The following is an 11,954-nucleotide window of genomic DNA, read 5'->3' as shown; positions in this document are numbered from 1 at the left end:
ATCGATATGAAAAAGAAATTATCAGGCATTCTGTCTGTAATCATAGCCACAGTTGTCGTGGCGGGGTGTGGAGCAGGACAGGCGACTACAAACACAAACGCTACCAATAAAGCGCAAACGGCTGAAGCGGGAGTAGCACAATCCGATACGAAAGGGACAGGGGAGCCTGTGTATCCTCGAACCATCAAGCATACGATGGGGGAAGTCACATTGGAGAAAAAGCCGGAGCGTGTCGCTTCTGTCGATATCATGGGAACCGATTACTTCCTCGTGCTAGATTTTGCTCCGATTGTATCGGAAGGCTTTGATTCGACGAAAAGTAAGTCACCAATTTTTGCGAAGTATGCGGAAGGTAAAACGGTGAAGGATCTGGGTGGAAAAACGAATTTGGAGACTTTGTTGGAGATGGACCCAGAGGTTATTGTCATGACAAGCACCGGAAAAGGCTCCAGATTTGAGGAATTCAACAAAATGGCTGATTCCATCGTCATTGATTTCTCAGTGGATGCACCCACTCGCCTCATGAAAATAGCTGAAGTGATTGGCAAAGAAGAAAAGGCGAAGCAAGTTTTGGCCGATTTTGATAAGCTGAAAAACGAAGCAAAAGCAGCAGCAGACAAGCATAAAGGAGAAACTGTGCTATTCCTCGTGTCCAATGGTAAGGATTTTACGGTGATGCATCCCAAAAACTTCCCAATTTACTATGAGGAAGTGGGACTAACACCGATAGCAGGATTGCCCGAGGATGGCAAGATTGGGGGGCGTATCGGAATCGAGGCGTTGAGTGAGCTCGCTCCCGATCATATCTTTATTGCTGAAAACCGCCGTTCGGCAAAAGCTGAGGAGCCGGAAGGGTTGATTCATATCTGGAAGGATCATCCTGTCTGGAAAAACCTCAAAGCAGTGAAAAACAACCAGGTTTACACGATGGATACACTCGCGGGCGATACGTTCTTCCTGGGAGAAATCGCTGGATTGGAAGCCATTAAGAACAATCTCGGAAAATAGATAATACGTATGTGAGGGCCCCTTTCGAAGAGACGACGTGAGGGGGATTGCTCGATTGGACATGTCAGCATGATAAAGAAGCACTCTACAAGATTAGTAGAGTGCTTTTGTTCATTTCCGATTGCCTGATTCCGTATAGGCATAGGTGATAGCTTGCGTTGCTTGTGCAGTCAATTGGATACGCGCTGGGTTTTTCACTTCTAAGGTCATAACGGACATGACGACTGTTTGCATGGTGACGAGAAAATAGATTCAAAAAAAGATATTTTTCAAAAGTGGTGATTCCACGGAAAAATCGTTTCTCCTTCTCATGTAAGAAAAAATAGAAAGTAGTTAGAAACGATATGTATTACACTGCCATTCACGCTCTCTTTCGTATGTCATCGAGTTGGTTGCTGTCCTCTCGATTGCTTTTATTATACGGATAAAAGCGGAAAGCACGCAAAAGCACGGATGTTTCATTTCCGTCGATTTACAGCTGGAATGGATCGTTTTTGCCAGTAGAAAACACTTGCTCTTTTTGTTAATCGTTGTGGCTCACCCGCAATCATGAATTCTGTGAGAGGTCTCATCTATTTTCTCATCAATTTCTAATCTCTCTCTTTTTTTTCCTTCATCTATCCTTTTTATGATAAAGGAGATCAAACAAAACCAGTCGAAAAAAGGAGCGAGATCATATGAAAAAAGTAGTCATGACCATGGTAGGAGCACTGATTGTAGGGAGTCTCAGCGTATCAGCCTTTGCACATAGCAACCAATATTACAGCGTACCGCAAAAGAATACTTCTACCGTGTACCTGCAAATCGACGATGATGTGAAACACAACTGGGCGAAGCTCGTGCGCATCACGCCTGAAAAAGCCCTGAAAAAAGTTCGGGATGCACAGTCTGGTATCATTACCGAATGGAAGCTGGATGAAGAGGACGGTTTCCTCGTATACAAAGCAGAGATCAAAAACAAGCATCAAGAGATTGATGTATACGTCGATGCGATGACTGGTGAGGTGTGGCAAACAGTTGACCACGATGACGACGATGATCATGACGACGACAACGACGATCAGTGGAACAAACAACAAGTGAAAATCAGTGTAGAGCAAGCGAAAAAAATCGCTTTGGCAAAAGTGAACGGTAACATCAAATCCATTAAGCTGGATGAAGACGATAACCACTATGTGTATGAAGTGGAAGTGAAAACGGCTAAAGGACAGGAAGTAGATTTGGAGATTTCCGCTACGACTGGTGCTGTACTGGATGTAGACTGGGACGATTAATTTAATCAGCTATTTTTCTCAACCGATCCTTTACGATGTAGAGGGTCGGTTTTTTTGTGCCAGGGCCTCTAAAAATTCCATTGCTCCTTGAACCGTAGGTATCTTGCGGACATTCTCATCTGCAAATTGCTGGGCTTGCGGATAGTTCGTGGAAGCGATTTGTTTTGCGGCAGTCTCTACGTCATAGGGTGTATAGCGATGCTCAAAGCTGTCACCATCAAGCAGTAACCAGTATGCACCTGGTTTGTCGGCAAACGGCATGCCGACACTACCAGCATTGAGAATACGTAAATCGCCAAGGCGACGTTCAAATTGGACATGCGTATGACCACAGATGACCGTTTGTTGCAGCGTTCCCTCAAAGTAAGTGGCCACGACTGCATCCGGTGTAAGGGGAGTGAAAATATCTTCATCATTGGTGGGAATGGCGTGGCAGAATAGCACATCCCCGAAATCTTCTCGTTTTAACGTGTAGGTAAGGGGGAGTTGCGCCAGAAAGTCACGATGAGAGCGGCTTAATTGCTCCGCAACCCATGACGTGATTTCTCGGACAGAATCGGACATTTTTAAGGCCAGAGCCTCACCGTCAAAAGTGAGGACGACTTCACGATCGCCATTACCACGGATGAATTGCACAGGTGTATCCAGTTGAAAGAGCATTTCAAGTGTTTGGACGGGCATTGGGCCTGAGATGATATCTCCTCCGATGACAATCAGATCAGGCTTCACAACTTCGAGTTCTGACAATGTTGCATGTAGTGCAGGTACGTTCCCGTGAATGTCATACAAAGCTGCCACTCTCATTTCACTTCGCCTCCCATTTTTTTCCGAATGATCTCAAAACCTTATTTCCAACGATCGAGTTTGAACCTATAATGTATCTTGGGCACAACCTCTAAGCTATGGTATAATTTTGACGCCAAATCACGATTAAGGAGTATGGATGATGGAAAAAAAATTAATCTTCGGTCATAAAAATCCAGACACAGATTCCATTTGTTCAGCACTTGTGTACGCTGACTTGAAAACAAAACTGGGCGCGAATGTAGAGCCTGTACGCCTGGGTGTAATCAGCAGCGAAACAGCATTTGTGCTGAATTACTTCCAAGTAAAAGAGCCGCGCCTCGTAGAAACAGTGGCGAATGAAGTAAATGAAGTCATCCTTGTAGACCACAACGAGCGCCAACAAAGCGCGAATGACATTGAGCAAGTGCAAGTGGTAGAAGTGATCGACCATCACCGTATTGCGAACTTTGAGACGAGCAATCCTCTCTACTTCCGTGCCGAGCCAGTTGGATGCACCACAACCATTTTGAAGAAAATGTACAAAGAAAACGGCGTAGACATTCCAAAAGAGATGGCTGGCTTGATGCTTTCCGCGATCATTTCGGATACATTGCTGTTGAAATCTCCGACTTGCACAGAGCAAGATGTAGCCGCTGCTCATGAGCTGGCTGAAATCGCGGGTGTTGATTTGCAAGCATACGGTCTGGAAATGCTCAAAGCAGGCGCAGACCTGAGCGACAAAACAATCGCACAACTGCTCACATTGGATGCAAAAGAGTTCCAAATGGGCAATGCGAAAGTAGAAATCGCACAAGTAAATGCAGTGGATGTAAATGATGTACTCGCACGCCAAGGCGAACTGGAAGCGGCTATGAATGCAAACATCGCTGAAAAAGGTCTGGACTTGTTCGTGTTTGTTGTAACGGATATCTTGAATAACGATTCTGTTGCGATCGCTCTCGGCAGCGCAACGCAAGCAGTAGAAAAAGCGTACCAAGTAACATTGGTGGACAACAAAGCTGTTCTGAAGGGTGTTGTCTCCCGTAAAAAGCAAATCGTACCAATATTGACCGATACGTTCCAAGCTCTGTAAGAAATAAGAATGGCTGCCCAAGCACAAGTTGCGGGCAGCCTTTTTCTATGTTTACATTCCTTGGGTAGGGTTGTTGTGCATTTGGAACAAGGTTTGCTGGTTATAAGCATCGTCGCTGTAATGGGTGATGGCATGTTTATCTCTCGCTTTGAGACTAAGCAGTCCTGTTAATCCCCATCCGGCACCGAGTAAGGCTACAATGAAGCCGATGATATAGAGCATCGAAATCCCTCCTTGTATGGCTTTCTCTATATTTTAACAAATTATGAAAATAGAGTAACGCCAATTTTATTATGAAAATGTGTTTGACATTGACGGTCCGTAAATGTGTACGATCAATTTGTCAGGAGGAATGAACATGGAATATACGGTGCAAAAGCTAGGACTCCTGGCGGGTGTCAGCACCCGGACGCTCCGATACTACGATGAAATTGACCTTCTCAAGCCGGCGAGAATCAATTCGTCAGGGTATCGCATTTACGGACAGCAAGAGGTTGATCGATTGCAGCAAATCCTTTTTTACCGCGAGCTGGGTGTGAGCTTGGAGGAGATCAAGGAGATCCTGGATTCACCAACCTTTGATGCTGAACGGGCACTGCGGGAGCACCGCGAGAAGCTCCTGGAAAGGCGAGCGCAATTGGATGCGTTAATCGCCAATGTCAATTTGACCTTAGCACAAAGAGAGGGGACCAAAACGATGAGTGACAAGCAAAAATTCGAAGGCTTCAAGCAAAAGTTGATTGATGACAACGAGGCTCAGTATGGAGAAGAAATTCGTGCAAAATATGGAAGTGAACAGGTTGACAAATCCAATCAGAAAATTAAAGGAATGACCGAGCGGGAGTACGCTGCACTTGAGCAGTTGAATGAAGAACTGCATGAGACGTTGGCACAGGCTTTTGCGACGGGAGATCCTGCTCATGAGCTTGCCCAAAAAGCAGCGGATCTTCACCGTCAATGGCTTAACTTTTATTGGGACAGCTACAGCAAAGAAGCGCACGCAGGTCTTGCCCAGATGTACGTCGATGACCCGCGTTTTACCGCTTACTATGACAAGGATCAGCCTGGTGTAGCCGAGTTTCTCAGAGATGCAGTGGTCATTTATACGAGCAAGTAAAGAGATTTCAAAAAAAAGAAGCTGCGAGTAGGGCAGCTTCTTTGCGTTTTACTTTTCGTTATCCCCTCCTACTGCGGGAAAAAGCTTTTGTCCCAATGGGGTTGGCAATCCATCCATGCTTACTACATTGTTTTCCTTTTGATAATCAAGCAGTTCTTGTTCGTCTTTAGCCAAGGTCCATTTCTGAAGGGTGTCTCGTTCTTTTGAAAAGGAATAGAAGGGGATAGCCCAGCCGCAAGAGGTCTTTACTTCCTGTATGTTGACGGTAATGATTTGACGAGCACCGGGCAGAAGCGGGAAGTCTTTTACGAGTTCATCCCACCGAGGCGTATCTGGGAGAATAACCGTTCCTTTGCCGAATAGGCGCATGATGAGAGGGGGGCCTTCAAATGCACAGAACATGAGAGTTATCCTGCCATTTTCCTGGAGATGAGCGCTGGTTTCGTTTCCACTTCCAGTCAGGTCCAAATAGGCGACCTCGGTAGGCGATAATATGCGAAAAGAATCGTATCCTTTCGGCGAAAGATTCACGTGACCATCTGTGTCCATAGGAGCAGAGGCAACAAAAAACATATGTTGCTTCTTGATGAACGCCTCATGCTCAGGTCGTAATTCAGAAAAAAGCTTCCCCATTTTCGCACTCCTCCAGATAATGGAATTGTTTTTGCTGCCCTCATATTATCATGAAAATATGAAGATTTTGTGTTATGCATTCCCAACCCGTCCAAAATAGATGGTAAAGTGTAAATATTCACGCAACACAATAACTACACGAGACTTTTGAAAAGGAGGAGTATTTACATGCAAGCAACAGAGCCAATTTATTTAGGGGAACGCATCCATTTAATAGACGGTTTCGATATGGGCTGGGCGGAACGTACGGGGACGTATGTGATCGCGGAAGAGGAGCTCACATTGGTAGAAACAGGGCCAAGCCCCTCCGTCCCATACATCAAGGCCGGTCTCGCCAAGCTCGGTTATACACCGGAACAAGTAAAATACATCATCGTGACGCACATTCACTTGGATCATGCAGGAGGAGTAGGACTGTTTCTGAAGGATTGTCCGAACGCAAAGGTCGTTGTCCACCCGAAAGGTGCACGCCATCTCATAGATCCGAGCCGACTGATCGCAGGTGCGAGAGCGGTGTATCATGATGATTTTGATCGATTGTTTGATCCGATTGAGGCAGTTCCCGAGGAGCGGATTTTGATTCGCGGGGACGGTGATACATTAAAGATCGGAGAGAATTGCGTATTGGAGTTTCTGGACTCCCCAGGTCACGCCAATCATCACTACAGCATCTACGATCCCGTAAGCCGCGGCATGTTCACAGGTGATACGGCAGGTGTGCTCTATCCACAGCTTAAAAAGGATAGCATACACCTTGTGCTGCCATCTACTTCGCCGAATCAGTTTGACCCTGATGCCATGTTGGCGTCTTTAAGCCGCTTTGAAGCGCGCAAGCTGAGTCGAATTTACTTTGGTCATTTTGGGATGTCAGAGCAGGTTGACGACGTGTACCGCCAATTACGTGAGTGGCTCCCCGTATTTGTGGCGGAAGGAGAATCAGCGATTTCAGCTGGACAAACATATGTTGAGCTGTCTCATAAGTTATTTGGACAAGTCTCGGATCATCTACAGTCACAAGGCGTTAATGATGATCACGAAGTTTTTGAAGTACTCAAGCTCGATTTACAAGTATGCTCCATGGGCATTCTAGATTATTTGCACAAACGAGGGGAATAGCTTGCCAAAGCTTTACATTTGCCTGAACCTTTTGTTCAGGCGTTTTTCATTTTTAGCAGGCAAGAAAGTATTGGCTTATGTGTTTGTCATTCTTTTTTCATCCAAGGAATGCTATGATGTAGGATGAGTCATGGACTGTGACAATTTCAAACGTAACAGCAAATAGGTGCCTCGTCTTTTTAACAAAAAGATCGGGTGAAAAGGGAAGTCGGTGAAAATCCGACGCGGTCCCGCCACTGTAAATCGGCTCGTTCCTCAGCCGTAAGCCAGGAGACCTGCCTGTTTGTTTTAGTGCCTGTTGCCTTCGCGGAAAGGATCGGCCTATTTCAGGAAGCAGACCATCTTTGTCTGTTTGCCCTGAGGTGCCGACCCTTTGATTTCCGAATGGAAGCAAGGGTCGATTTTTTTATTGGAAGGAACAGTCAATCAGACATGCAGAAAGGAAGTTCTACATATGAAACGTTCATTGCGATTCATGATCCCACTACTAGTTGCGGCAAGCCTCGCAGGTTGTGCGGGTAACGATAACAGCCAGCCAGCACCAGGTGGACAAACAAGTGCACCGCAGACAGCACCGCAAGAGAATGCGGCCGAGCAGCCTGCAAAACAAACAACGTATCCCTTGACAGTCACGGATGCGACAGGAAAGGAAGTAACCTTTGCAAAAGCTCCTGAGCGAATCGTCTCAACATCACCTGCCGAGACAGAGATTTTGTTCGCATTAGGGTTGGAAAATCGGATCGTAGCTGTCTCAGACTATGATGATTATCCAGATGCGGCGAAGGCAAAACCGAAAATTGGCGGAGTCGTCAAACCAAATGAAGAAGCCATTCTCGCTCAAACGCCGGATATGGTCGTCGGTGGGATTTCGATGGAAAAGCCAGTAGCTGACAAGCTCAAATCTCTCGGAATGCCAGTCTATATTACCCATCCGACAAAGATGGATGACATCCTAAACAATGTTTTGGCGATGGGAGTTATCACGAATAAACAGGAACAAGCCGAAAAAGTCGTTGCGCAAATGAAGAAAGATATCGCGTACGTTCAAGAAGCAGTGAAAAATGTAAAACCGGAAGAGAAGAAGAAGGTATACCTGGAATTTTCCCCAGGCTGGACAGTCGGAAAAGGCGAATTCATGGATGAACTCATCACACTGGCTGGAGCGACAAATATTGCCTCCGACACCGAAGGATGGAATCCGATCAGTGAAGAAAAGATTTTGCAAAACGATCCAGACGTCATTTTGTATGCGAGCGGAATTACCGATGAAAAGACTGGCGTCAAGCTGGAGGATATGATCGCGAATCGCAATGGCTGGGATAAAATGAAGGCGATCCGTGAAAAACAAATCTTTGGCATGGACCAAAATATTTTGTCCCGTCCTGGTCCGCGTATTACTCAAGGCTTGATCGAAGTAGCCAAGGCGATTTACCCTGACTTGGTGAAGTAAAATGAAGAAACAATTGTTCCTATGGGGAGGAGTCAGCTGTCTCGTCCTTCTGGCATCGATAGTCATCAGCATCTCGATGGGGGCGGCACAACTCCCCATTTCGCAAGTATGGCTCATCCTGCTCCATCAAATCCCTGGCTTGTCTGAATGGGTCACCGTAACGTGGCCGGAGTCATCTGAGCAAATCGTCATGAAGGTTCGTTTTCCACGCGTTGTATTGGCTGTCTTGATTGGCGCCTGCTTGTCACTTGCGGGAGCGGGCTTTCAGGGAGTTTTGCGCAATCCGCTCGCCGATCCGTTTACGATGGGCGTGGCATCGGGTTCTGCTGTAGGAGCAGCCTTCTTGATCCTTTTTGGCTTGCAAATCACCTTTTTGGGTGCATGGAGCACACCTGTCGTCGCTTTTCTTACAGGGCTGCTCAGTTTATGGATCGTACTCGGACTCGCGAATACGCAAGGAAAGCTGCAAACGGAGACTCTGATTTTGTCTGGTGTCGTGGTACAGGCTTTTCTCGGCTCGCTCGTTTCGTTTATGGTGTCACTATCCGACCAGACGGTGAATGAGATCGTGTTCTGGCTGATGGGTAGCCTGTCATTTCGCGGCTGGGCCTTTACGTACGTCTTGATTCCGTACTTGGTCATAGGTGGAATGGTACTTGTGAGCTATGCGCGTTCCTTGAACCTATTTGCGTTAGGGGAGCGGCAGGCTGCGCATCTCGGCGTCCATGTGGATCGAACGAAGCTGGTGGTTCTGGTCGTCTCGACTCTTCTGACTGCAGCGGCGGTTTCTATCGCGGGAATTATCGGGTTCGTTGGCCTGGTGGTACCGCATCTCGTCCGATTGCTGGTTGGTCCTGACCATCGTATTTTACTGCCGATGGCTGCGATCTGCGGTGGTATTTATGTGCTGTGGGCCGACACTCTTGCCAGAATGCTGCTGAGTCCAACGGAAATCCCGCTCGGTGTCGTGACAGCATTTCTGGGAGCACCGTTTTTCGCCTATTTATTGAAGCAAAATAAACGCTTTAGGAAGAGGTAACGTAAGCAATGATCAATGTGCGCAACTTGCAAAAATCGTATCAGGATACGCCAGTTTTGCACGGCATCGATTTTTGCGTGGACAAGGGAGAATTTTTTGGCATCATCGGACCGAATGGAAGCGGTAAATCTACCTTGCTGAAAATGATTTCAGGTGTCATCAAGGCAGATGCAGGAGACATTTTGCTTCAAGAGAAAAAGCTTCATTCCTATCCACGCAAAGAGCTTGCCAAAATACTGGCTGTATTGGAGCAAGAGGGTCTGCCGCCAGTGGGCTTTCGTGTCCGAGAGGTGTTGGAGATGGGGCGTTTTCCTTACCAAAATTGGCTGGGGGAAGAGAAGCAGGATGTCGCATCGCTCATTGATGAAATCGTACAGATGCTCGGTCTTGAACATTTGGAAGAGCGCACACTGGATCAGTTGAGTGGTGGGGAAAAGCAGCGCGTAGCTTTGGGGAAGGCATTGATCCAAAGACCTCAGGTGCTGTTGCTCGATGAACCCACGACTTACCTCGATATCGGGTACCAGATTCAACTCATGGACATCGTGCGAAAATGGCAAAAGACGACGCAGGTGACGGTCATTGCTGTGCTGCATGATCTGAATCTGGCCTCCCTATACTGCGATCGTATCTTGATGCTGCATAAAGGAAAGCAGATAAGCGTCGGCGCACCAAAAGACATCTTGCAAAGTGACAGAATAGAGGCTGTATACGGAACCAGACCGATTGTCATGGAGCATCCTGTCCATCATTTGCCGCAAATTATTTTGCAATCGCAAGTATAAGAAGTTGGTTTAAGGAGACAGAAGCATGATCGTACTCATTACAGGCGGAGCACGCAGCGGAAAAAGCACGTTTGCCGAAAAATATGCGGCACATTTGGGCTCCTCGGGTGTTTACATCGCGACCGCACAAATCACTGATGAGGAAATGGAAGAGCGGATCTTGCACCATCGAGACCGCCGCTTGCAGTCTGGCTTCCTTTGGCAAACGATCGAGGAGCCGTACGCATTGACAGAGTGGCTTGCGAAGCTCGGAGCACAAAAGGACATACAAGAAGAACAGACAGTGATTTTGGTTGATTGCTTGATCCTTTGGGCGTCCAATTGGCTCTTGCATTATGAAGAGGAGCAGCCGTTTGAGCAAGTGCTCCAGCAGGTGGATATGCTGGTCAAAAAGTTAAAAGACTTCCCAGGGACGGTTTTGCTGGTGACAAACGAAGTAGGCGACGGACTCGTCCCACAACATCCGTTGGGCCGTATGTTCCGTGACTTGGCGGGCTTGATGAATCAACGCGTGGCAGCCGTTGCTGATCAAGTTTTTCTTGTCACAGCAGGGATTCCGGTGGAGCTAAAAGGACAAGCATTCCGATTTTAACTCGGTGAAAAGACGGTTTCGAGTCGTTTTTTCACCTTTTTTATGATATAATACAAGAAAAGCCATGGAAGGGATCAGGATACCATGCGTCCCCATAGGACGATCTGGAAACGTTTTGACCTCTCCTACATCTAGCTTCGTAGTAGTCGATCGTCACTGAAGACGACTAACCTACTACGAAAGCGAGGCCCTTTGTATGAATAGCGACTTATACTTGCGATGTTCCTCGGTAGTCGGTTGGTCGTCTGTGCCTAAACCGACAAAATTGCGAGGAAACCATGATGAGGAGAGCGCTGCAGTTATCTAAGCGTTACAGTATGATTTTGTTTGGAGCTTGTTTACTTGCTTTTGCGTATTATCACATTAACTTTCAGAACCATTTGTCTGAAGGTGGGTTTGTTGGCTTGGGGTTATTGGCGAAATACGCCTTTGACTTGTCGCCAGCGATGGTGATGCTTTTGCTGGATATCCCACTGTTTTTGGTTGCCTGGTTAGTAAGAGGCCGCCAGTTCATTTGGGACACGATCTTTGCATCACTTGCTTTTACCGTATTTTACGATTTGTTTGAACGATTTTCACCGATTGTCATGGATATGAGCAGAATGATGCCGCTGGCGTCTGTCTTGGCCGGTGTATTGACCGGACTGGGTACCGGATTGGTTCTGCGCTATGGAGCTGCGACAGGTGGAGACGATATTTTCTCCCTGTTGATCAGTAAGTACACGGGATTGTCCATTGGTACGGTCTTTCTTTTACTAGACGTCATTGTGCTTTGCATGTCGTTCTGGTTCGTACCGATGAAAGAGATGATGTATACCATTTTGGCCGTTGTCATTTCCAGCCAAGTCATCACCTGGACCGTCAATCATGGTGCAGGAATGGAGGTCATGGAAGAGGAGCACGGGCATGGAAGCGTCTCGATGACCCACCGGTAATGAGTAGATATTCAGTTGAAAAACATGCCTATACAAAAGCAAGCAAAAGGCCAAGTCGGTTTTCATGTCGACTTGGTCTTTTGAACGTTTATGACCGTTTTTGTACATAATATCCTGCTTTCCTAG

Annotated in this window: 13 protein-coding genes and 1 riboswitch; of the genes, 10 read left to right on the top strand and 3 right to left on the bottom strand. The window is 46.8% G+C overall.

From position 1 onward, the window contains the following. Positions 1–6 precede the first annotated feature (6 nt). Together ACKKE8_RS21010 and ACKKE8_RS21005 are read left to right on the top strand one after the other, a co-directional pair. Entirely contained in the window at positions 7–1,008 is a 1,002-nt protein-coding gene (locus ACKKE8_RS21010) for an ABC transporter substrate-binding protein (RefSeq protein ID WP_409174734.1), read from the top strand. A gap of 677 nt (positions 1,009–1,685) precedes the next feature. Next, a complete protein-coding gene (locus ACKKE8_RS21005) occupies positions 1,686–2,282 on the top strand; it encodes a PepSY domain-containing protein (protein WP_409174733.1) in 597 nt (198 codons plus the stop codon). A gap of 30 nt (positions 2,283–2,312) precedes the next feature. On the opposite strand, the gene ACKKE8_RS21000 is transcribed toward ACKKE8_RS21005, so the two are convergent. Continuing rightward, positions 2,313–3,086: a metallophosphoesterase family protein gene (locus ACKKE8_RS21000; RefSeq protein ID WP_409174732.1), complete on the bottom strand. Its 774-nt coding sequence runs from the start codon at positions 3,084–3,086 to the stop codon at positions 2,313–2,315. A gap of 142 nt (positions 3,087–3,228) precedes the next feature. Here ACKKE8_RS21000 and ACKKE8_RS20995 point away from each other — a divergent pair, with 142 nt between their 5' ends. Then, entirely contained in the window at positions 3,229–4,161 is a 933-nt protein-coding gene (locus tag ACKKE8_RS20995; RefSeq protein WP_409174731.1) for a manganese-dependent inorganic pyrophosphatase, read from the top strand. Positions 4,162–4,212: 51 nt separating this feature from the next. Here the strand turns inward: ACKKE8_RS20995 and ACKKE8_RS20990 are convergent, their stop codons facing one another. Continuing rightward, complete coding sequence (locus tag ACKKE8_RS20990; RefSeq protein ID WP_173628942.1) at positions 4,213–4,383, bottom strand: hypothetical protein; 171 nt, start codon at positions 4,381–4,383, stop codon at positions 4,213–4,215. Between the two features lie 136 nt (positions 4,384–4,519). Between ACKKE8_RS20990 and ACKKE8_RS20985 the strand changes: the two genes are divergently transcribed. Next, positions 4,520–5,278, top strand: coding sequence for a MerR family transcriptional regulator (locus tag ACKKE8_RS20985; protein ID WP_409174730.1), 759 nt, complete (start codon positions 4,520–4,522; stop codon positions 5,276–5,278). A gap of 48 nt (positions 5,279–5,326) precedes the next feature. On the opposite strand, the gene ACKKE8_RS20980 is transcribed toward ACKKE8_RS20985, so the two are convergent. Beyond that, the gene (locus ACKKE8_RS20980) at positions 5,327–5,911 is read right to left on the bottom strand and encodes a pyridoxamine 5'-phosphate oxidase family protein (protein ID WP_409174729.1); all 585 of its coding nucleotides are present in this window, start codon (positions 5,909–5,911) and stop codon (positions 5,327–5,329) included. A 168-nt stretch (positions 5,912–6,079) separates the two neighbouring features. Here ACKKE8_RS20980 and ACKKE8_RS20975 point away from each other — a divergent pair, with 168 nt between their 5' ends. The 6 genes from ACKKE8_RS20975 (at position 6,080) to ACKKE8_RS20950 (ending at position 11,828) form a co-directional block, all read left to right on the top strand. After that, on the top strand, positions 6,080–7,027 hold the full coding sequence (locus ACKKE8_RS20975; protein ID WP_409174728.1) for an MBL fold metallo-hydrolase: 948 nt from the start codon (positions 6,080–6,082) through the stop codon (positions 7,025–7,027). Positions 7,028–7,174: 147 nt separating this feature from the next. Continuing rightward, a riboswitch (cobalamin riboswitch) is annotated at positions 7,175–7,325 on the top strand. Positions 7,326–7,481: 156 nt separating this feature from the next. Further along, entirely contained in the window at positions 7,482–8,477 is a 996-nt protein-coding gene (locus tag ACKKE8_RS20970) for a helical backbone metal receptor (protein WP_409174727.1), read from the top strand. Position 8,478: 1 nt separating this feature from the next. Further along, complete coding sequence (locus ACKKE8_RS20965) at positions 8,479–9,516, top strand: FecCD family ABC transporter permease (protein WP_409174726.1); 1,038 nt, start codon at positions 8,479–8,481, stop codon at positions 9,514–9,516. Between the two features lie 8 nt (positions 9,517–9,524). After that, positions 9,525–10,301, top strand: coding sequence for a heme ABC transporter ATP-binding protein (locus tag ACKKE8_RS20960; RefSeq protein WP_409174725.1), 777 nt, complete (start codon positions 9,525–9,527; stop codon positions 10,299–10,301). A 25-nt stretch (positions 10,302–10,326) separates the two neighbouring features. Next, positions 10,327–10,893: a bifunctional adenosylcobinamide kinase/adenosylcobinamide-phosphate guanylyltransferase gene (cobU, locus tag ACKKE8_RS20955; protein ID WP_409174724.1), complete on the top strand. Its 567-nt coding sequence runs from the start codon at positions 10,327–10,329 to the stop codon at positions 10,891–10,893. Between the two features lie 278 nt (positions 10,894–11,171). Continuing rightward, positions 11,172–11,828 (top strand): YitT family protein, encoded by a 657-nt coding sequence (locus ACKKE8_RS20950; protein WP_017250233.1) that lies wholly within the window; start codon positions 11,172–11,174, stop codon positions 11,826–11,828. Positions 11,829–11,954 lie beyond the last annotated feature (126 nt).

The sequence above is a fragment of the Brevibacillus fortis genome, assembly GCF_046196545.1.
In the GTDB taxonomy this organism is placed as follows: Bacteria; Bacillota; Bacilli; order Brevibacillales; family Brevibacillaceae; genus Brevibacillus; species Brevibacillus fortis_A.
The sequence above is the reverse complement of the archived record's forward strand: the minus strand, read 5'-3'. Positions and strand labels throughout refer to the sequence as shown.